The sequence below is a fragment of the Mycobacterium sp. genome (assembly GCF_019247635.1).
Lineage (GTDB): Bacteria > Actinomycetota > Actinomycetes > Mycobacteriales > Mycobacteriaceae > Mycobacterium.
Genome location: NZ_JAFBAR010000023.1, coordinates 63,081 through 82,430, shown reverse-complemented (window position 1 = coordinate 82,430; position 19,350 = coordinate 63,081). Strand labels below are relative to the sequence as shown.

Annotated in this window: 19 protein-coding genes and 1 pseudogene; 7 read left to right on the top strand and 13 right to left on the bottom strand. The window is 65.5% G+C overall.

Annotated features, from left to right (window positions below; translation table 11 throughout):
* The first annotated feature begins 22 nt into the window (after nucleotides 1–22).
* The 3 genes and pseudogenes from JO236_RS04095 (at nucleotide 23) to JO236_RS04085 (ending at nucleotide 2,237) form a co-directional block, all read left to right on the top strand.
* On the top strand, nucleotides 23–1,156 hold the full coding sequence (locus JO236_RS04095) for a Rieske 2Fe-2S domain-containing protein (protein ID WP_293325099.1): 1,134 nt from the start codon (nucleotides 23–25) through the stop codon (nucleotides 1,154–1,156).
* On the top strand, nucleotides 1,153–1,440 hold the full coding sequence (locus JO236_RS04090; RefSeq protein ID WP_293325096.1) for a ferredoxin: 288 nt from the start codon (nucleotides 1,153–1,155) through the stop codon (nucleotides 1,438–1,440). Before JO236_RS04095 ends, JO236_RS04090 begins: the two co-directional genes overlap by 4 nt.
* Nucleotides 1,437–2,237, top strand: a pseudogene (locus JO236_RS04085) (SDR family NAD(P)-dependent oxidoreductase). The gene JO236_RS04090 and the pseudogene JO236_RS04085 overlap by 4 nt, the downstream one beginning before the upstream one ends.
* A 35-nt stretch (nucleotides 2,238–2,272) precedes the next feature.
* On the opposite strand, the gene JO236_RS04080 reads toward JO236_RS04085, so the two are convergent.
* The 8 genes from JO236_RS04080 to JO236_RS04045 form a co-directional block, all read right to left on the bottom strand.
* Nucleotides 2,273–3,055 carry an SDR family NAD(P)-dependent oxidoreductase gene (locus tag JO236_RS04080; protein ID WP_293325093.1) on the bottom strand — a complete coding sequence of 261 codons (783 nt, stop codon included), beginning with the start codon at nucleotides 3,053–3,055 and terminating at the stop codon, nucleotides 2,273–2,275.
* A gap of 17 nt (nucleotides 3,056–3,072) precedes the next feature.
* Nucleotides 3,073–4,149: a hypothetical protein gene (locus JO236_RS04075; RefSeq protein WP_293325090.1), complete on the bottom strand. Its 1,077-nt coding sequence runs from the start codon at nucleotides 4,147–4,149 to the stop codon at nucleotides 3,073–3,075.
* Nucleotides 4,149–5,078 (bottom strand): alpha/beta hydrolase, encoded by a 930-nt coding sequence (locus JO236_RS04070; protein ID WP_293325087.1) that lies wholly within the window; start codon nucleotides 5,076–5,078, stop codon nucleotides 4,149–4,151. The genes JO236_RS04075 and JO236_RS04070 overlap by 1 nt, the downstream gene beginning before the upstream one ends.
* Entirely contained in the window at nucleotides 5,075–5,899 is an 825-nt protein-coding gene (locus JO236_RS04065) for an SDR family oxidoreductase (protein WP_293325084.1), read from the bottom strand. Before JO236_RS04065 ends, JO236_RS04070 begins: the two co-directional genes overlap by 4 nt.
* The gene (locus JO236_RS04060; RefSeq protein WP_293325082.1) at nucleotides 5,896–6,369 is read right to left on the bottom strand and encodes a nuclear transport factor 2 family protein; all 474 of its coding nucleotides are present in this window, start codon (nucleotides 6,367–6,369) and stop codon (nucleotides 5,896–5,898) included. Before JO236_RS04060 ends, JO236_RS04065 begins: the two co-directional genes overlap by 4 nt.
* Before the next feature lie 64 nt (nucleotides 6,370–6,433).
* Nucleotides 6,434–7,432 (bottom strand): acyl-CoA dehydrogenase family protein, encoded by a 999-nt coding sequence (locus JO236_RS04055; RefSeq protein ID WP_293325079.1) that lies wholly within the window; start codon nucleotides 7,430–7,432, stop codon nucleotides 6,434–6,436.
* On the bottom strand, nucleotides 7,429–8,595 hold the full coding sequence (locus JO236_RS04050) for an acyl-CoA dehydrogenase family protein (RefSeq protein ID WP_293325076.1): 1,167 nt from the start codon (nucleotides 8,593–8,595) through the stop codon (nucleotides 7,429–7,431). Before JO236_RS04050 ends, JO236_RS04055 begins: the two co-directional genes overlap by 4 nt.
* Nucleotides 8,580–9,356: a crotonase/enoyl-CoA hydratase family protein gene (locus tag JO236_RS04045; RefSeq protein WP_293325073.1), complete on the bottom strand. Its 777-nt coding sequence runs from the start codon at nucleotides 9,354–9,356 to the stop codon at nucleotides 8,580–8,582. The genes JO236_RS04050 and JO236_RS04045 overlap by 16 nt, the downstream gene beginning before the upstream one ends.
* Before the next feature lie 166 nt (nucleotides 9,357–9,522).
* Between JO236_RS04045 and JO236_RS04040 the strand changes: the two genes are divergently transcribed.
* Nucleotides 9,523–11,415, top strand: coding sequence for a flavin-containing monooxygenase (locus tag JO236_RS04040; protein ID WP_293325070.1), 1,893 nt, complete (start codon nucleotides 9,523–9,525; stop codon nucleotides 11,413–11,415).
* Nucleotides 11,412–12,299, top strand: a complete 888-nt coding sequence (locus tag JO236_RS04035) for an SDR family NAD(P)-dependent oxidoreductase (protein WP_293325067.1) — start codon at nucleotides 11,412–11,414, stop codon at nucleotides 12,297–12,299. The genes JO236_RS04040 and JO236_RS04035 overlap by 4 nt, the downstream gene beginning before the upstream one ends.
* A 31-nt stretch (nucleotides 12,300–12,330) precedes the next feature.
* Here JO236_RS04035 and JO236_RS04030 read toward each other — a convergent pair whose 3' ends face one another.
* The 4 genes from JO236_RS04030 to JO236_RS04015 all read right to left on the bottom strand — a co-directional run bounded on the left by JO236_RS04030 (nucleotide 12,331) and on the right by JO236_RS04015 (nucleotide 14,501).
* The gene (locus tag JO236_RS04030; RefSeq protein ID WP_293325064.1) at nucleotides 12,331–12,774 is read right to left on the bottom strand and encodes a nuclear transport factor 2 family protein; all 444 of its coding nucleotides are present in this window, start codon (nucleotides 12,772–12,774) and stop codon (nucleotides 12,331–12,333) included.
* The gene (locus JO236_RS04025) at nucleotides 12,764–13,438 is read right to left on the bottom strand and encodes a Dabb family protein (RefSeq protein ID WP_293325062.1); all 675 of its coding nucleotides are present in this window, start codon (nucleotides 13,436–13,438) and stop codon (nucleotides 12,764–12,766) included. Before JO236_RS04025 ends, JO236_RS04030 begins: the two co-directional genes overlap by 11 nt.
* Nucleotides 13,431–13,778, bottom strand: coding sequence for a hypothetical protein (locus tag JO236_RS04020; protein ID WP_293325060.1), 348 nt, complete (start codon nucleotides 13,776–13,778; stop codon nucleotides 13,431–13,433). The genes JO236_RS04025 and JO236_RS04020 overlap by 8 nt, the downstream gene beginning before the upstream one ends.
* 105 nt (nucleotides 13,779–13,883) lie before the next feature.
* Nucleotides 13,884–14,501 (bottom strand): TetR/AcrR family transcriptional regulator, encoded by a 618-nt coding sequence (locus tag JO236_RS04015; RefSeq protein WP_293325057.1) that lies wholly within the window; start codon nucleotides 14,499–14,501, stop codon nucleotides 13,884–13,886.
* A 134-nt stretch (nucleotides 14,502–14,635) separates the two neighbouring features.
* Between JO236_RS04015 and JO236_RS04010 the strand changes: the two genes are divergently transcribed.
* Together JO236_RS04010 and JO236_RS04005 are read left to right on the top strand one after the other, a co-directional pair.
* On the top strand, nucleotides 14,636–15,895 hold the full coding sequence (locus JO236_RS04010) for a cytochrome P450 (RefSeq protein WP_293325054.1): 1,260 nt from the start codon (nucleotides 14,636–14,638) through the stop codon (nucleotides 15,893–15,895).
* 94 nt (nucleotides 15,896–15,989) lie between these two features.
* Entirely contained in the window at nucleotides 15,990–17,636 is a 1,647-nt protein-coding gene (locus tag JO236_RS04005) for an acyl-CoA synthetase (protein ID WP_293325051.1), read from the top strand.
* A 23-nt stretch (nucleotides 17,637–17,659) separates the two neighbouring features.
* On the opposite strand, the gene JO236_RS04000 is transcribed toward JO236_RS04005, so the two are convergent.
* Nucleotides 17,660–19,267, bottom strand: a complete 1,608-nt coding sequence (locus JO236_RS04000) for an FAD-dependent oxidoreductase (RefSeq protein WP_293325048.1) — start codon at nucleotides 19,265–19,267, stop codon at nucleotides 17,660–17,662.
* Nucleotides 19,268–19,350 lie beyond the last annotated feature (83 nt).

The window sequence follows — 19,350 nt, the reverse complement described above, 5'->3', positions numbered from 1 at the left end:
CTTCAGGAGTTAAATCGTCCGTATGAAGTCGCAATCCGACGCCGCCGAAATTCGGTTCATCGAAGCTCAGGCCGCGCCGACGCGGTTCGCCCGTGGCTGGCACTGTCTGGGCCTGGTCCGGGACTTCGGTGACGGCAAGCCGCACGCGATCAACGCCTTCGGCCAAAAGCTGGTGGTCTTCCGCAGCGGTGACGGCAGGATCAACGTGCTCGACAGCTACTGCCGCCACATGGGCGGGGATCTGTCGCAGGGTGAGGTCAAAGGCGACGAGATCGCCTGCCCGTTCCATGACTGGCGGTGGGGCGGCGACGGGCGGTGCAAGCGGGTGCCGTACGCCAGGCGCGCGCCGCGGCTGGCCCGCACGGCGACCTGGACCACGCTGGAACAGGACGGCATGTTGTTCGTCTGGAACGACCCCGAGGGCGGCCCGCCCCCCGCGGATGTCACGATCCCGCGCATCGAGGGCGCTACGAGCGACGAGTGGACCGACTGGCACTGGTACACCACCGTCGTGGGAAGCAACTGCCGCGAAATCATCGACAACGTCGTGGACATGGCGCACTTCTTCTACATCCACGGCTCGTTGCCCACCTACTTCAAAAACATCTTCGAGGGACATGTCGCGACGCAGTACATGAATGGCTCGGGGCGCCCGGACATGGGCGGCGAGGGCGCGCAGATGCTCGGCACCACCTCGGTGGCGTCTTATTACGGGCCGTCCTTCATGATTGACGACCTGATCTATCACTACGAAAGCGGCGACCAGCAAACCATTCTCATCAACTGCCACTATCCAGTCGACGCGAATTCCTTTGTGCTGCAATACGGCATCATCGTCAAGAAGTCGGCCTCGCTGCCCGCGGATCAGGCCATGGAAACCGCGATCAAACTCGGTGACTATGTCAAGCTGGGTTTCGAGCAGGACGTGGAGATCTGGCGGCACAAGGCGCGCATCGACAATCCGTTGCTCGTCGAGGAGGACGGTCCGGTCTACCAGCTGCGGCGCTGGTACCAACAGTTCTACGTCGACGCGGTCGACGTGCAGCCAGACATGGTGGACCGCTTCGAGTTTGAGTTGGACACCACCCGGCCCTACGAAGCGTGGATGAAAGAGGTCGAGCAGAACATGGCCGCTAAGGCGGGCTCGGTGTCATGACGCTGCCGGTGCGGGCCGAGCCGGTGCGGGCCGACAACCGCCTCGACGAGATGCCGATGGTGCCCGTCGCCTGCCGCAATTGCGGTGCTCAGGTGTTGGCGCGCAAGAGCAGCTGGGACCAGACGAGTGTGCAGTGGAACGCCGACGCGTCTGCGCGCTGCGCCGAACGCCTTCAGGCTGAGCGCATTGCGGGCCACGGGCTGTTTTTGGTGTGTTCGGCGTTGCGGGATTCGATCGAGAGTGCCGTTGCGAGTGGAGAGCTGACAATCGTCGACGCATCATGAGCGGGCGCGTTGCGGTGGTGACCGGTGCGAGTCGCGGGGCCGGGCGTGGTATCGCGGCCGCTCTGAGCGCACGGGGCTGGCGGGTGTATGCGACGGGACGCACCGTGGTGGACGGCCCGCCGGGTGGGGTCGCCGTGCGGGTCGACCACCGTGAGGACGACGCCGTGGCCGCGCTGTTCGAGCGCGTGCGGTCCGATGAAGGCCGGCTGGATCTGCTGGTCAACAACGCCGCTGCCATCTCCGACGAGGTTGTCGGCCCAAAGCCGTTCTGGGAGAAGTCGCTTGAGCTGGCCGACGTGCTGGATGTGGGGCTGCGGTCGTCCTACGTCGCGGCCTGGTACGCCGCGCCGTTGCTGGTGGCCTCCGGGCGTGGCCTGATCGCCTTCACGTCCTCCCCGGGATCGGTGTGCTACATGCACGGCCCGGCGTACGGCGCGCAGAAGGCGGGCGTCGACAAGATGGCCGCCGACATGGCCGTGGACTTTCGCGGCACCGGCGTCGCGACGGTCTCGATCTGGATGGGCATCCTGTTGACCGAAAAGCTGCGCGGCGCGTTTGCGGGACAGCCTGAGGCATTGGCCAAGACCGCCGAGCATGCCGAAACCCCGGAATTCACAGGCCATTTGATCGACGCTCTTTAGCTCGATCCCAACTTGGCCGTACTGAGCGGGCAGACGTTGATCGGCGCAGAACTCGCCGAGCGTTACGGCATCACCGACGAGGAGGGCCGTCGTCCGCCGTCGCACCGGGTGGTGATGGGTTCGCCGCGCCCGCCCAGCACAGTGGTGATCAGGTAACGGTTCGTCACGCGAACGCGGCGCGGGCGTCAACCTCACGCGTGCGCGCCACCGTCGATCCGGATCTCGGTGCCGGTCAGGAATGCGCCGTCGTCGGAGGCGACCATGGCGATCACAGCAGCCACTGAGGCTGGGTCGCCCAGGATCTCGCTTTCCACACCGTGCAACAGCGGCGTCTGCTTGGCCCACAGGCCCGGGTCGTATCCGTCGGGCATATCGTCCAGGGTGCTCAACGCAAGCGCGGTGGCGACACCACCCGGTTGAATGTTGACCGCGCGCAACCCCCGCTTGGCGTATTCGAGCGCCAACGAGTGCGTGAACGACAACACCCCGCCCTTGCTGGCCGCATACGCCGCCATGTAGGGATGCGCGAATGATGCTGCGGTGGAGGTGAAGTTGACGACGACACCCCGACCGGACGCCAGCAGCGCGGGCAGGGCCTGGCGGGTCATCAGGAAGGTGCCCGTCAAATTGACCGCCAGGGTGGCGTTCCAGTCCGCCAGCGAGTGCTCGTGGGTGTGGGCGCAGCGCTGGATCGCGGCGGCGTTGACCAGCACTTCGAGGCCGCCGAGTTCGGTGACGGCGGAATCTACGGCGGCGGTGACGGCATGCTCGGAGGAGACATCCAGCACGGCGGTGGTGAGCCGCTTTCCAGTGCCGGCCTCGTCGGCGTTCGCCGAAGTGCGTGCCAACCCCTCAGCGGACACGTCGTAGCCGACAACAACTGCGCCCTCGTCGAGCAGTCGCGCGGCGGTGGCCTGTCCGATACCGGAACCGGCCCCGGTGACGATGACCCGCCGATCGGTGAAACGCTCCATTGTGTAATGCCTTTTGATCAGGTGAGTTGGAAGGCGCTGATCGGCGCCTCCGCGGGATAGGCGGCGGGTCCGCCGATGTCGTACGCGGCGTTGAGCGCCCCGATAAATGCCGGATCATGCAGCGGTTCGCCGGGGATGTCGAGCTTGATGCCGCGCGCGTTGACGTCGTCGACCATGATGTCGATCGCGCGATCGATGGTCAGATCGTCCGAACCGTCCATGTTTTTCTTCAGCTCGTCGAAGTCGCGGAAGACCTCCGCCGACCAGTGCACCAGAAACCTCAACTGGTCGGTGGGGTGCCGACCGATCACGTCGTTGCCGTTCTTCAGCAGCCAGTGGTCACGGTCGTCGGGATCGCCGGTGAACACGGTGTCGAATGCCAAGCCCGCCGGAATCTGTTGGTCCAGTGGTCCGTTGGCCTCACCGCGGTGCACCATCATCTCGTTCTGCACCACAACGCCGCGGTTGTTGATCGGCGGCAGTACCCGCTTCGGCGCTCGCAAAGGACCGTCGGGCCAGTAGGTGAACCCGCTGTCAGTGTCCAACGAGAACCAGGTGATCACCTGGGCCATCTTGATCAGGTAGTCCTGGAATAGGCCGGATTTTCCCATCACGCTGGTCAGCCACGTCGGCGCGTTTTCGTGCCGCACGCCGCGGAAGCTCGGCGAATCCAGGTGTCCCGGATCGCGATTCGCGCACGGCCCGTTGATGTTGAACAGCATCAGCTCCGGTTTGGCGTACTCGGCGTTCCAGTAACTCTTGGCCAACTGCAGGAACCGCTCGTTATAGAAGCAGTCGTGCAGTTGCGGATACAGCACCGCGCCGTAGTTTGCCAGGTAGCCCCGAAAAGTCGGCGTCAGGAACAGGTCCAGCGTGGGTGTAAAACCCTCGGGGAACACACCACTCATGGTCGCGATCAGCTCGTCGGCCGAAGCGAAGTGTTGGGCGATGATCAGCCTCCACGGGCCCTGCGTGCGCACCACGTCCAGCAGCCGCTCGCGTTGGTCGGCGGTGTAGACGTCGTCGATCTCGCGCGGCGGCGCGGCCGGCCGCAACACGTTGGAAAGCTCCATCCGGCGTTCCTCGGTGAACATCATTCGTCTCCTGCGGTGTTTCGGTGAGCGAATTTGGCGCGCAACAATGCCCCGATCTCGGCGATAGCCAGCCGACCACGCGCGGTCGCGTCGGACCGCATCAGAAACCCGTGGTACATGCCGGGGTAGCGGGCGCTGATGGTCTGCACGCCGGCGTCGCGCAACCGCTCGGCGTAGCGCTCACCCCAGTCGCGGATCGGGTCACAGCCCGCGGTCACCACGATCGCCGGCGGAAGTCCGGACAGCTCGGGGGCGTACGCGGGAACCAGGTACGGGTCGCTGGGCGGGCCCGCGTCGCCGTCGGCCAGCGTATGCAGGTAGTCGATGTCGTCGCGGGTCAGCAACGGCGCGTGGGACAGCAAAGCGATTGACGGAGCAGACATGTTGCGATCCAAGCCGGGATACAGCAGCACCTGCGCGCACAACAATGGGCCGCCGCGGTCGCGGGCGGCCAGCGCGACGGCCGCGGCCAACGAGCCGCCGGCGCTGTCGCCGACCACCGCGAGTCGGCGGGGGTCGACGTCCAGCGTGCTCGCATTCGTCGACACCCACTCCGTCGCGGCGTAGGCGTCGTCGAACTGTGCCGGCGGTGCCGCCTCGGGGGCCAACCGATAGTCGACGGCCACGACGGTGGCTGCCGAGGCTGACGCCAGCTCGCGGGCCAGCGGTTCGAACGAGTGGTTGGAGCCCATGACGAGTCCGCCGCCGTGGAAATAAACCAGCACGGGCCCATTGGAATCGCTTGTCGGACGGTAGATCCGCGTCGGCACCGGCCCGGACACGGCGGTAACGCTGACCATCTCGGGCATGTCGTCGGGTAGGGGAGCGGACTCGATCGCGGCGCGCACCGCCGCGAGGCCGCGCTGCCGCATCGGCGGGATGTCGCCGAACGACGCGATCCGCGCGGCGGCGTCGGAGTCAAGAGTCATTTCAGCGACGGGGCCCGTTGCGCGGCAAGCACATTGGCCCGTTCAGTCATAGCCGCAGCGACCGACGGTTGGGTGAGTAGGTAGAACCGTCCCTCGTCGGCCTGTTCAAACAGCGTCTCGGCGGCCGCCAATGGATCCATTGCCGATGCTTTCACGTTCAGCATGGCGCTGCGTTGGCTCTCGGCGGCGGCGGCATCGCTGGCGCCGGCGTCGACCCCGCCCGCCGATTCGAAGATGTTGGATATCACCGCGCCGGGCAGCACGGCCTGCACGTGAATGTGGTGGTCGTGTCCGGCCAATTGGACTTCCAGTCGCAGGCATTCGGTCAGGGCGAGCACGGCGTGCTTGCTCATGATGTAAGGCGCCTGCAACGGGATCGCCACGACCCCGCCGACCGACGACAGGTTCCACACCCACGCGGGCGCATCGGTGGACATCATCTTCGGCAGAAACGCCCGCACACCATGGAAGACGCCGCTGATGTTGATGTCGACGACTCGGCGCCAGTTGGCCACCGGCGTGTCCCATAGGTAGCCGAATTGCTCTACTCCGGCGTTGTTGACCAGCAGCCGCACCGAACCGACGTCGCGGTAGGTCTTTTCCGCGAGCTGCGCCATGGCGTCGGGATCGCGCACGTCGCACACCACGTCCACCGCTGCGGGGAGTTCATCGCGCAACGCCGCGATTGCGTCGGCGTCGATGTCGGCGAGAACCACCGTCATACCGAGCAGACTGGCGTGCCGTGCCAATCCGGCGCCGATTCCGGCGCCGGCGCCGGTGATGACGGCGACGCCGCCGGAGAACCTTTCGCGGGCGTTCACGAACCGGTGGCCTGCAATTCCGACAGCAAGACCGAATCGGTGGTGTCGAGAACGACCTCCATCTCGGTGAGCTCGAATCCTTTGACACCGCCGCGGCGCACGCCGACCTCGACCACGCCGCTGGAAACCGCGAAGGGTACGAAGTTGGCGACCTGGTTGACGAAGATGTAGAACCGGGCGCGGGTGATCCCACCGTCGTGGCCTGTGCGGTGCACATTGGTGGCATGATGACGCAACGGGTACGGGCTCTGTTTGCGATGCTCCGAAAGCCACTCGATGACCGCGTGGCGGCCACGCAGCTCGGGTGACATCAGTTCCTCGAATGGGCTTGCGCCACTGTCACTTCGGCTCACATAGTGCACGTCCTCGGCGTAGCGCGCGGACAGCTCGTCGTAGTGCGCCTCGTCGTAGTGATACCAGAAGCCGGCGATGAACTCCTGCAGTTCGGACAGCGTGATGTCGTCGTTCATGACAGCGAGTCAACTCCTGTGTTGCGCCGCTCACACCGCCGATGTCCGTTCAGTGGAACACCGGCTATCCGGGGGAGGTGATCAGGCCCCACAGGCCCGTGGCGCCCGCTCGTAACGCCGCGCCGGTGGCCTGATCATCCCAGTATCCGACCGAGCCAAACTCCGAACGCCAGGCAAACGCGGCCCGGGTGAATTCGTGGAGCGAATGCTCTCGCGTGGTGCCGATGGCGCCGTGCACCTGGTGCGCGTTGCGCACCACGATCGAGGCGGCGTGGCCGGTGCACGAACGCGCCACGGCCACAAGGAAATCAAGGTTGCGCGCCGACCATTGGCTGGTAACGGCCATGGTCAGGGCGGCTTCGGTCGCGGCGCGAGCCAGCGCGGCCTCGGCGGCAACGTCGGATATCAGGTTCTGCACGGCCTGAAACTTGTTGAGCGCCCGACCGAACTGAATGCGTGATGTCGCATGCTCGATGCAAAGCTGCAGGATCCGGTCCAGCGCGGCACACACCTGGATGGAGCGCACGAGCGCCGACTTCAGCCTCAGCTGGGCAACCAGGGCCGCGGCCATGGGCGCGCCCTGGAGGTCCACGCCGATTACCTGGTCGCGCGGTTCGCCGATCATGTTGGCGCCGGCGGTGATCCGCAGCGTGCCGGGATCGACGTCAGCGACGCGGTATGCGTCGCCCGACGGCCACGCCACGACGATCCGGTCGGCGCGGGACGCCCACGGCACCGCCACGGCCGTCCCCTGATCGTCGAGCACACACACCGTACGCACCGCCCGGTCGGCGGCCATACCGTTCGCGTCCAGCAGCCAGCAGGCCAATAAGTCGTGTTCCGCCAACGGAATTCGCGCGGCATGCCGGACGGCGGCGGCGAGCAGTTCGGCCGCCTCGAACCAACCGGCCCCACTCCCGCCGTGCTCCTCGGCACCGGTCAGCCGGACCAGTCCGAGTTCGTCGAGGCGTTGCCAAAGGTCCGGGTTTTGCGCATGTTCGGCGAAGACGGCGTCCATCATGTCGATCAACGCCGGGTCGGTGTGGGTGGGAGAGGCTGTCATCGCATCCCCAATCCGCGCGCGATCACGCCGCGCAGCACCTCGTTGGTGCCGCCGCGCAGGGTGAATCCCGGGCGCTGGTCGAGCGCGGCAGACGCCAGGCCCGTCAGCTCCGGATCCGCCGAGCCCGCCAGGTCGGCGAATTCGGCGATGTCACCCTCGGTGGTGGTGCCGAGCACTTTGACCACCGCCGCGGGTACCCCGACATCCAGGGCGGGGTCGTTGCGCTCCAACGCGCCGGCCACAGCGGTTGACATCTGGTGCAGACCGGCGATGCGCGCCACCAGACGGCCCAGGCCACTATCACGCGAAATGCGTTCCGCGGCCATGCTTTCGGCGAGCGCAGCGAGCAGTGTAAAGGTGGACAGGAACCGTTCAGGTCCGCTGCGCTCGAAGCTCAACTCGGACGTCACCTGCTTCCAACCCTCACCGATTTCCCCGAACACCATGTCGTCGGGCACAACGACCCCGTCGAGGATCACCTCGTTGAAGTGGTGCGCGCCGTTCATCGAGATGATCGGACGGATGTCGACGCCAGGCTCGCGCAAGTCGACGATGAACTGGCTGAGCCCGGCATGGCGATGCTCGGCGTCCACCGGGGCGGTGCGGGCAAGCACGATGAACGCGTGCGCGAGGTGGGCGCCCGACGTCCAGACCTTGGTGCCGGATAGCGACCAACCACCATCGACGCGCTCGGCCCGGGTCCGCACGCTGGCCAGGTCGGAGCCGGAGTCCGGCTCGCTCATGCCGATGGCGAAAAAGCACTGCCCGCGCGCAATCCACGGCAGGAAGCGCGTCTTCTGCGTTTCCGTGCCGTACTTCAGCAGTGACGGCACGATCTGGCGGTCGGCGATCCAATGCGCCGCGACGGGCGCGCCGGCAGCCAGCAATTCCTCCGTGACCACGAACCGCTCCAGGAACGACCGGCCGCGGCCGCCATACTCGACCGGCACCGTCATACCCAGCCAACCCCGGTCGGCGAGCGCAGCGGTGAACCCTTCGTCCCACCCCGTCAGCCACGCGTCAACCGAGGGGATGAACGTGCCCGCGGCCAGCTGCTCGGCGAGGAACTCGCGGACCTCGGTTCGCAGCGCGTCGGTGATCGCCGCGTCGGTGGCGGCGGGCGGGACCAACCGGGGCAGTGCGGCCTTCACTCGGTTTTCCACTTCGCGATGCGCGCTTCATGCTCGCGGTCGCGGTGCGCAAGCGGCTGCATGGCCGCGGCCATGCCCAGAGTCGTCTCCAACGAACCGGTGCGCGATTCCCTGAGCAATCGCTTGGCCATGCGCAGCGCGTGCGGGGGGTTCTTGACGATGCGATCGGCGAGATCCTGTGCGGCCGTGAGCAGTTCGTCATGCGGTACCACCCGGCTGACCATGCCCCACGCCAAGGCGGTCTGGGCGTCGACGCGGTCGCCGGTGAACGTCATCTCGGCCGCGCGTTCGTAGCCGACGGTCTGCGGCAGGAACCACGTGCCACCATCACCGGGGATGAGGCCGAGTTGGACGAAGCTCTCCGCAAACGACGCGCGCTCGGAGGCGATCCGGATGTCACACATCATTGCTATGTCGCAGCCCGCGCCGATGGCCGGCCCGTTGACCGCGGCGATCAGCGGGACTTCGAGACGGTAAAGCGCGCGCGGGATCCGCTGGATGCCATCGGTGTAGGCGTGTCGCTGGTCAATCGGGTCCAGGCCGAACATCCCCCTGCGGTCCGCCATCTCTTTGACATTGCCGCCGGCCGAGAAGATTTTTCCCTCCCCGGTGAGAATCACCGCGCGGACGGCGGTATCGGCGTTGGCGGCATCGACTGCGACCTCGAACGCGGTGATGACGCCTTTTCCGGTGATCGCGTTGCCGACCTGGGGCAGGTTGATCGTCCAGACCTGCGTTGGTCCGTTGCTGACGACATTGAGAGGCTCGGTCATGACGGTCACTGTAAGGACTAGGTCCCCAAGCGTTCCCGCAGGTCTCGTTTGAGCACTTTGCCGCTGGGGTTTTAGGAAGTGCCTCGGCATGCCGGCGGCCGAATCGCGTCCCGCTCAGTAGACAGAGGAGGCGTCGAACCGCGCGACCGCCTCGATACTGACGTGCATGGCCACGGTGAACCCCGACGAACTGCGGGCGAACCTGCGTCGGGCCGATCCCGGCGTTCTGGTCGCCGTGCTGGCTCAGCTCACCGGCGACCCTTCGGTGATCGACAAGTACGGACCCATGATTTCGCACGTCCCCGATCCGCCCGAGCGGGCCGGCGTGACGGATCCCGACACCGCGTCAGAGCTGGTCGACGCGGTGGTGAGGGCGCTGGGCGCGGACCGTCCGGCGAGTAACCTACCCGCCGACGACCCCGAACTTTTCCGGCGCCTGCTGCCGCTGGCGCTCGGCTGCGAGGTCGACGACGAGTTTGTTCCACTGCTGCTCGAGCAGGGCGGGTTTCAGCCGTCCCAGCCGACGCTGCCGCGCACGGTCCCGATCCCCGAGTCGACGAACGTCGCCATCATCGGGGCGGGCATCGCCGGCATCATCGCCGCCCTCGCCGCGGCCGACGCCGGAGTGGGCTACCGGATCTTCGAACGCAACGACGAGGTCGGCGGCACCTGGTTGACCACCACCTACCCGGGCATCGGCGTGGACACCCCATCGGCGTACTACTCGTTGTCGCGCGAGGTCAATCCGGAGTGGACGAGCTACTACCCGCAGGGCGCGGAGTATCAGGCTTACCTGGTGGCGCTGGCGGACAAGCACGGCCTGCGCAAGCACATCCGATTCCGCACCGAGGTCGAGGCTCTGTGGTGGGACGAGGACCGTGACCAGTGGCAGATCCATTCGATTGACCGTGCCGGAAACCGTGAGGTCAGCTATGCACGTGTGGCGATCACGTCCGCCGGCTACCTGAACCGCCCGCGCTGGCCGGTGCTACCGGGCCGGGAAACGTTCGCCGGCAACAGCATTCACTCGGCGCTGTGGGACGCATCGCTGGACCTCGCCGGCAAGCGGGTGGCGATCATCGGCGCGGGCTGCACCGCGGTGCAGATCGTCGATGCCTGCGTCGACACCGTCGCGCACCTGACTGTGTTCCAGCGGCAGCCGCACTGGGTAGCGCCGCGCAAGCGGCTCACCGATGACGTCCCCGAATTCCGCCGCTACCTGGGTCGCCACCTGCCGTACTACGCGAACTGGAACCGGCTCAAGTCATACTGGGGTACTGCGGACAACAACTATCCGATCATCCTGCAGGACCCGGAATGGGCCAAGACGCATCTGTCGATCTCGCCCGCCAACGACGTGCTGCTGCAGATGTGCCTGGACTACATCGACAGAATCTTTGGTGCGGGAACGGAATTGGCTAAGAAGGTCACCCCGGACTTCGCGCCCTACGGCAAGCGAATCATCCGTGACCCGGGTGGTTACTACGCGGCGCTGGCTCGCGAGCATGTCGACGTGGAAGCCAGTGAGCCGGCCGAGGTCAATGCGAAAGGCATTGTCACCCAAGACGGTCGCCAGGTGGACCTCGATGTGATCATCTATGCGACCGGCTACCACCTGGACTTTCTGTCCACCATTGACATCCGCGGCCGTGGCGGATGCAGGCTTGCCGACGAGTGGGGTGACAGCCCGCGCGCCTACCGCGGCGGCACCGTACCCGGATTCCCCAACCTGTTCATCAACTCCGCACCGAACTACAGCCCCGGTCACGGCGCCGGCGCCAACTTCTCGATGGAAGTGCTGGCGCACTACATCTTCGAATGCCTTCAAATGATGGCGTTGCGAGGCGCGACCACCATGGAAGTGACGCGAGCGGCCTACGAGGAATACGTGGCCGAAATCGACGAGGCGATGACCGGCACCGTGTGGTGCCACACACCCAACGCGCACACGTACTACCGATCGGGGTCGGGCCGGGTGGTGGTGGCCACGCCGTACCGCCTGGTCGACCTCTGGCGTCAGCACCGGGCACCCATCGAAGAGCACTTTGAGCTCCGATGACCGGATTACTCTGCGGCAGAACAGCTTTAGTGACCGGCAGCAGCCGGGGGATCGGTCGCGCGATCGCGCAACGATTGGCCGCGGAGGGCGCTACCGTGGCGGTGACGGCGCGGTCCTGGGCACCGTCGGCATCGGTGCGGGCCCGAGGTGCCGCCGAGTTGCCGGGCACCATCGACGAGACCATCGCCCTGATCGAGGACGCCGGGGGATCGGCGTTCGGGGTGGTCGCGGACCTCGAAGACGCTCAGCAGCGCGACGGCCTGCTCGACGCGGTGCTCGACCGCACCGGCCGCGTCGACATCCTGGTCAACAACGCCGGTTTTGCCGACTATTCGGTGGTCGAGGACATGTCGGTGGAGACCTTCGACCGCACGGTGGAGCACTATCTGCGGGTACCCTTCGCACTGACCAAATCGGCTGTGCCGCAGATGCGCAAGCAAGGGGCGGGCTGGATCGTCAATATCGGCTCGGTGACGGGACTGGCCCCGGTGCGCCCGTTCCGCGAGTACAACAAGACCTCGGGCGATGTCGTCTACGCGTCGTGCAAGGCCGCCCTGCACCGTTTCAGCCAGGGTGTGGCCGCCGAACTGCTCGAAGCCAACATCGCGGTCAACTGCGTCGGTCCGTCGACCGCCGTGCGTACTCCCGGTGCCGCGCAACTGATTCCGGACACCTTCCCGACCGAGCCGGTGGAGTATCTGGCCGAGACGGTGCTGGCGATGTGTCACCTGCCCGCGGCCGAGCGCACCGGACTGGTGGCGTTCAGCCTGCACTATCCATGGTCGCAGCGCCTGGCCGTGCATTCGCTCGACGGACTCTCGGTACTACCGCCACTAGAGCCGCCCCCGACCGCCAACCCCAACATCCTGTCCGCGGGCGTTTAGATTACGAGACCTTGCAGATGGGTCCCGCAGTTCAGCTGCTGAAGACGTCCAGGGATCCGACGTAGGCTCGGTTGAACTTGATCCGCTCGGTCAGGCACCAGGTTCCGTCGGCCCGCCGCCGCCAGGTGTCCTTGTAGTCGCCGAGCGTGTAAAAGCGCGCGGGGGATCCGGCGTCGGAGCTGAGATGAACGTCGCGTACGTAGGCTCGGCTGACCGCGGCGTCCCCGGTGACCTCGACGACGACATTGCCCAGCAAGTGTTGGGTGGGACCGCAACTGTCGAGAAACCCCCGAATCGTGTCGATGATCGCGGCGCTTCCATGGAGGCGCCCGGTTCCGAAGTCGCCCTGCGCATCCTCGGCGAGGATGTCGGCCATTGACGGCCAGTCGCGGTCGTCCATCGCACGGCCGAACAGGTTCAATGCGCGTTCAATAGCACGTTCATCACACAGAATTTGTAGTTGATCAGCAGTCATGCGCGGTCCTTTCGTATTGTGACCGATCCCAAGTCGTGCCGTGATCCACGCTGTTCGGCATGTTCAAGCGACAAAAGCTGTGGCACACCCGATCTCGGACGATCACCTCGGGGCATTCCGGATCGAACCAGCGATCCACCACCGCCCAATGGATCGGGTGCATGAGGTATGGACCCATTAGTCCGGCAACGTCGGTGAACTCCTGCTCGAACACGTGCGTCCACTGCGATGTCCCGATGGCCTCGTCGACGCGGCTCAACTGCCAGCTCGTGATGCTCGATACGTAACGCGGCATCGAGGCCAGCTCACCCTCAAAGCATGCCACCGTCTCGGCGTCGGTATCGGGCTGTACCCGCAACAAGAGCGTGCGGTACACCGTTCCGGCGCCGCTGCGGGTCGGGCTGCCCGGATACGCGACGCCGTTGACGCGGGTGATCGCGGCGTCATCCAGAACGGCAGCGAAATCGTCAGCGGCCCAAAGCCATTGACTCTTCGAGTCGAACCTCAGGTGGACCAGAATGTTGCCGCCGTTGCGCGACCCGGCCAGCGTCGGTTCCACGAGCCGGTGGGATGCCGGCGTGATATCGGCCGCGGCACGAAGCGACGCCAGCACCCGGTGGGGGTCTTCGTCGGTCACGTCGAGCAACCGGGTGACGCTATACATCGCAGAGGCCGTCGACGTCCTGGGCGGCCGCGGCGAACGAACGAGACCGCCGCTGCACCAATTCACCCATCCGCGACCACCATTCGCCCAGAGTCGGATCGGGCCGGCCCTTCCATATCATCTCCCACCACGCCTGTACACCGGGCAAGGTCCAGGTGATGGTGACGGTGTTGGATTGGTCGTCAAACCAGATCGGGGGACTGACGAGGATGTCGCGCAGTCGCATGCCTCGTTCGCGGGCGCCCGCAGCGTATTCGGCAAGGTAGGAGTCGACGAACCGACGCGCACAACCCGGTCGGGTTACCACGCGGTCGATCACGAACACCTCGCCGTCAGCCATGCCTCGACCGTATGGCCCGCGGTGGTTCGCGGCGCGCGCTCCTCCCGACCATCGGGAGACAGCAGTGTAGGGCCGCAGCCGTTGGACGCCATGCGGTGCAGCTTTTCATGCGCTGGCAACGGGACTGCTGGCTCGGGCGGACCGGGCCGCGGTGATGGCGGGAGCGATCCACTGTCGCAGCAGGCGACGCAATTCTTCACCGGGGGCGGGTAGGGGCGCCAGGATGAACGACTGCAGGGTCCGCAGGGTCATTTCGATGATGTCCTCGATGGCTTGCGCGTCGAAGTTGGTCCAGTCGATGTCGAGGCGGTCAATGATCGAGTGCCCGAAGAAACGGGCGGTATCGCTGGTGACGGTGACGGCGGCATTGGCGCGCTGTGAGCGCAGCAGCAGACCTATGTAGGGGTCGCCAGGCAGCCGCTCGAGCGTTGTGGCGATGCCTTCGACCACGGCTTCTCCGGGATCGGTGATGTCGGCGAGCGCCTCGGCGAGCTGGTCAAGAAATTCGCTGGCCCCGTCGGCGGCGGTGGCGGCCAGAAGCTCGTCGGTGCTGGGGAAGTACCGGTAAATGGTTTGGCGGGTGACGCCCAGGGTGCGTGCGACGTCGGCAATGCTGGTCTGTTCGCCACGTTCATCGATGGTGCGCCGGGTCGCCGTGAGGATGCGGGCGACGGCTTCTTCGTCGCTGGCCGGCACATTGCCCGCCCAGCCTCGGGTGCGCATCAACGGTCCTCAGCGGTGAGCGGATGCCGGCTCATATCCGCAAACGGTAATCGATCGGGCAGCGGTTTCGTCATACAGTCGATCGGATGTGTATGATCGACAGCTGAAATCGCGCCGGCCAAAGGAGACCGTTGATGGAGACTGCCGCATGTCCGTTCGGCCCGGCTTTCGACTTCACTAGTCCCGACCTGCTTGAGCACGGCATGCCGGTGCGCGAGTTCGCCGAGTTGCGCAAGACGGCGCCGGTGTGGTGGAACGCACAGCCGATCGGCACGGCGGGGTTCCGCGACGGCGGATTTTGGGTGATCAGCAAACATGAACACATCAAGGCGATCTCCCTTGATAACGACACCTGGTCGGCGAACCGCAACGGAGTGGTCATTCGCTTCCACGACGAGATGACATCCGAGCAGATCGAGCTGACCAAGGCATTGCTGATCAACCACGATCCGCCGGCGCACACTCGCTTGCGCAAGCTGGTGTCGCGGTTGTTCACTCCGCGTGCGGTCGCGGGCATGGAAGCCAAACTTGACGAGGCGGCCCGGGGCATCGTGCGGGGCGCCGCCGAGAAGGAGACGGGGGATTTTGTCCAGGATGTCGCCGTGGCCCTTCCCCTGCTGGCGATCGCGGACTTGATCGGTGTTCCCGAGGCCGACCGCACTCAGCTTTTCCACTGGACAAATTCGATCATGAACCTCGACGATCCCGATTATCCCGAGGATCCCGCGGCGGCCAACGCTGAGATCTTGAGTTACGCCTACAAAATGGCCGAGGAGCGGCGGCAATGTCCAGCCGACGACATCGTGACTCGGCTGGTGCACGCGGACATCGACGGCGAGGCGCTGGACGAGACGGAGTTCGGGTTCTTCGTCATCCTGCTGGCCGTGGCCGGGAACGAAACCACCCGCAACGCGATGACACACGGCATGAATGCGTTTTTGGATAACCCAGACCAGTGGGAGCTGTTCAAGCGCGAGCGCCCGGCCACCGCGGCCGATGAGATCGTGCGATGGGCCACCCCCGTGCACTGCTTTCAGCGCACCGCGCTGCAGGACACCCAAGTGGGGGGAGTGCCGATCAACGCGGGTCAGCGAGTGGGACTGTTCTACAGCTCAGCCAACTATGACGAGGACGTGTTCGACGACCCATTCACGTTCAACATTCTGCGTGAGCCCAACCCCCACCTGGGCTTCGGCGGCAACGGGGCGCACTACTGCATCGGCGCCAACCTGGCGCGGATGGAAATCAACTTGATGTTCAACGCGATCGCCGACATCATCCCCGATATCGAGAAAATCGGCCCACCCCAGCGCCTACGACACGGATGGATCAACGGCGTCAAACGCCTTCCTGTGCGGTATGCCGCACGGCCTAGTTTGTCCAGCCATCAATGAATCAGGCCGCTTGCCGACACTCGAGGGCTCATGCCGACACCGCAGCGAGCCAGGGAGGCGCGAGGACACGTTCGGATACCCGCGAAGGAGCGACATGACTGGATTCGACCTGTCTTCGGTCTTTTCCACGGTGGCCGCCGCCATCCCCGATCAGACGCTGCTGGTGTGGCGCGACCGGCCCTACAGCTATTGCGAAATCGACGCCCGCGCCCACGGAGTTGCTCGCTACCTGGCTGCCCGCGGGTTGGGGTGTCACACGGAACGCGCGCAGTTGCAGGGTCATCAGTCCGGCCAAGATCACGTCGGTATCTATCTACGCAACGGTAACCAGTACCTGGAAGCGATGATCGCCGGATTCCGCGCGCGGGTCGCGCCGTTTAACGTCAGTTACCGCTACGTCGAGGACGAACTCTGCTACCTGCTGGACGATGCTGATGCCCACGCCCTGGTCTACGCTGCGGAGTTTGCGCCGACGGTCGAGGCCATCCGGGAGCGGCTGCCACTGCTACAGGTGCTGGTCCAGGTCGCTGACCACAGCGGCAACGCGCTGTTGCCCGGGGCCGTGGACTACGAATCGATCACTACTACCGTCGCGCCGACGGCCGGGATGCCCACCCCTAGTCCCGAGGACCTCTACATCCTCTACACCGGCGGTACCACCGGCATGCCCAAAGGGGTGTTGTGGCGCCAACACGACATCTTCGTGTCGTCGATGGGAGGACGGCCGTTCGGAAGCCTCACAGCGCTGGCTTCGTACGCCGAGCTGGCCGCGCAGGCCAGCCAGTCACCCGGCGCGCTGTCGGTGCTCATGCTTCCCCCACTGATGCACGGCGCAGCCCAGTGGGCGGCGTTTCATGTCATAACGATGGGGGGTCGCCTTGTGATACCCGATGACGTCGAGCGGCTGCAGCCAGCCCAAGTGCTGCGGCTGGCCGAGCGCGAAAGAGTACTCAGCATTCCAATCGTTGGTGACGCGATCGCCCGGCCGTTACTCGACGAAATCGAAACCGGGGCATACGACTTGTCCGGGCTGGTGACCATCAGCAACGGCGGCGCGCCGCTCTCGCCGACGGTGCGCGAGCGCATTCGAGCCGCGCTGCCCAACGTTATGATCCTCGATGCGGTCGGCGCGTCGGAGTCGGGAATACAGATGAACACCGTGGCCACCAAAGACTGCGAACCCGCGGTATTCACACCAGGCTCCGACACCGCCGTGGTTGCCACGGATTTCACCCACGTCTTGCAGCCGGGTGAAGGTCAGGGCTGGCTGGCCCGCCGCGAATTCATCCCGCTGGGATATCTCGGTGATGAAGACAAGACGGCCCGCACTTTCCCCACCATTGAGGGCGCACGCTGGTCGGTGCCCGGCGACGAAGCCGAATACCTGCCCGACGGACGCATCCGGCTGCTGGGCCGAAACTCACTGACGATCAATTCCGGTGGTGAAAAGATCTTCGTCGAAGAAGTCGAGCGCGCGATCGCCGCCCATCCTGCCGTCTATGACGTCGTCGTGGTCGGGCGGCCATCGCAGCGGTGGGGCAGCGAAGTCACCGCCATCGTGCAACTGGCCGCAGATGCCTCGGTCAGCGACGAAGAGATCCTGCGGACCTGCCGACAGCGCATCGCCGGCTACAAGGTTCCCAAAACCATCATCCGAACACCGAAAATCATGCGTTCGCCCTCCGGCAAAGCCGACTACCGCTGGGCCCACGACATTGCGACGACGCTGGCACCGGCTTGACGATCGACGCTCGGACTGTTGCCTCAGCTTTTGGCCGCGGCGAGCATGTCGTCGCGACTCGTAAATTTCAACCTGGGCCGACTGGACTGGCGGCCGCGTTGTTGTTCGGCGTCATCAATCGCGCGCCAGTGGGCCCAGGACAGGGGAGCCGCCTGGCGCCCGAGCAGCACACGGTCGAGCTCCTCGTTGGTCCGGCTGTCCCGGTCGAGGGTGCCGGCGTCGAAGTCGCTGAGGAGTTGGGCCACCGTCTCGGCTGCGCAGGTTCGGTTTGAACCGATGACTCCTCGCGGTCCGCGCTTGATCCATCCTGTGACATATACCCCCGGCACTATCGCCCCGCCGTCGACGACGCGGCCGTTGTCGTTGGGGATGATCCCGTGCTGGGCGTCATAGGGCACTCCGGGTAGTGCCGGCGATTGGTAACCGATGGCGGCGATGATCAGTGACGCCGCGATCTCCTCGGGCTCGCCGGTATCGGTGCTGTCGGTGGCGCGTACGCGCAGGCCTGTCGCGCGGTCGGATCCGATCACCTCGGCGGGTGTGCGGTTGAAGACGAACGTGATGCGTTTGCGGGCCGATGATGTTGGGCGGCTGCCGTATTCGCATGCGAGGGCGATCTTTTGGATCGTGTCGATGTCTTCAGCGCCGTGGCTGGGCGAGGGTGGGGGATCGATGACGATATCGACGTCGGGCAGGTGGCCCAATGCGTGGAATTCCCCGACGGAGAATGCGGCGTCGCGCAGGCCGCGGCGACCCACGATGACGACCTCGTCGATGCTGCTTGAGTTCAGTACCTCTAAAGCGTGATCGGCGATATCGGTGGTCGCCAGCTGGTCGTGGTCCATCAAGAGCACGCGCGCGATATCGAGGGCGACGTTGCCGTTGCCCACGATGATTGCGCGTTTTCCTGACATGTCGATTCGGTGGTTGACGTGGTCGGGGTGGCCGTTGTACCAGCCCACGACGTCGGCGGCGGTGTGGACGCCGGGCAGCTGTTCACCGCGTATGCCCAGTTGGCGTCCCACCGAGGAGCCGACGGCGTAGATCACGGCGTGGTGGTGGGCCATCAGTTCGTCGTGGCTGATCGTCGTTCCCATTTCGGTGTTGAGGTAGCAGCGCATCCGCTCGCTGGCCAAAGTATGTTCGAAAATGCGCACGATGGCCTTGGTGTGCTGGTGGTCCGGGGCCACGCCGGCCCGAATGAGCCCGAATGGGGTGGGCAGGCGCTCAAAGAGGTTGACTTCCACGCCGTCGACGGCGATCAGGTCCGCGGCGGTGTAACACGCAGCCGGACCGGCGCCCACAATGGCCACCCTTAACGCCCCTGCGGCAACTGGCGGATGCTGGCTGACTGCCTGGGCGGCTGCTTGTTCAAGCGGATGCGCCTGGAAGTATGCGGCGTTGATTTCTTGGAATCGGGCCTGCTCGGGGGGCAGGTCATCATCGTAGAAAATGGCGTCGACGGGGCACTCCTCCATGCAAGCGCCGCAGTCGATGCAGGTTTCGGGATCGATGTAGAGCATCTCGGTGGCGCGTTGCCCCGCTTCATTTACGGGCCGGATGCAGTCAACTGGGCAGACAGGGACGCAGCTGGCGTCCTTGCAGCAGTTCTGCGTAATGACGTAGGCCATGTGCGGCTCCCTCTCCGATTGCCTCCCTGCTACCATAGCTGGACAGTTGTCCAGTGACAAAATCCCAGCACATGCATAAGATT

Coding starts and splice junctions, on each gene's coding strand:
- JO236_RS04095 (WP_293325099.1), top strand. CDS start 23: ATGAAGTCGCAATCCGACGCCGCCGAAATTCGGTTCATCGAAGCTCAG.
- JO236_RS04090 (WP_293325096.1), top strand. CDS start 1,153: ATGACGCTGCCGGTGCGGGCCGAGCCGGTGCGGGCCGACAACCGCCTC.
- JO236_RS04080 (WP_293325093.1), bottom strand. CDS start 3,055: ATGGAGCGTTTCACCGATCGGCGGGTCATCGTCACCGGGGCCGGTTCC.
- JO236_RS04075 (WP_293325090.1), bottom strand. CDS start 4,149: ATGTTCACCGAGGAACGCCGGATGGAGCTTTCCAACGTGTTGCGGCCG.
- JO236_RS04070 (WP_293325087.1), bottom strand. CDS start 5,078: ATGACTCTTGACTCCGACGCCGCCGCGCGGATCGCGTCGTTCGGCGAC.
- JO236_RS04060 (WP_293325082.1), bottom strand. CDS start 6,369: ATGAACGACGACATCACGCTGTCCGAACTGCAGGAGTTCATCGCCGGC.
- JO236_RS04055 (WP_293325079.1), bottom strand. CDS start 7,432: ATGACAGCCTCTCCCACCCACACCGACCCGGCGTTGATCGACATGATG.
- JO236_RS04045 (WP_293325073.1), bottom strand. CDS start 9,356: ATGACCGAGCCTCTCAATGTCGTCAGCAACGGACCAACGCAGGTCTGG.
- JO236_RS04040 (WP_293325070.1), top strand. CDS start 9,523: ATGGCCACGGTGAACCCCGACGAACTGCGGGCGAACCTGCGTCGGGCC.
- JO236_RS04035 (WP_293325067.1), top strand. CDS start 11,412: ATGACCGGATTACTCTGCGGCAGAACAGCTTTAGTGACCGGCAGCAGC.
- JO236_RS04030 (WP_293325064.1), bottom strand. CDS start 12,774: ATGACTGCTGATCAACTACAAATTCTGTGTGATGAACGTGCTATTGAA.
- JO236_RS04025 (WP_293325062.1), bottom strand. CDS start 13,438: ATGTATAGCGTCACCCGGTTGCTCGACGTGACCGACGAAGACCCCCAC.
- JO236_RS04020 (WP_293325060.1), bottom strand. CDS start 13,778: ATGGCTGACGGCGAGGTGTTCGTGATCGACCGCGTGGTAACCCGACCG.
- JO236_RS04015 (WP_293325057.1), bottom strand. CDS start 14,501: ATGCGCACCCGAGGCTGGGCGGGCAATGTGCCGGCCAGCGACGAAGAA.
- JO236_RS04010 (WP_293325054.1), top strand. CDS start 14,636: ATGGAGACTGCCGCATGTCCGTTCGGCCCGGCTTTCGACTTCACTAGT.
- JO236_RS04005 (WP_293325051.1), top strand. CDS start 15,990: ATGACTGGATTCGACCTGTCTTCGGTCTTTTCCACGGTGGCCGCCGCC.
- JO236_RS04000 (WP_293325048.1), bottom strand. CDS start 19,267: ATGGCCTACGTCATTACGCAGAACTGCTGCAAGGACGCCAGCTGCGTC.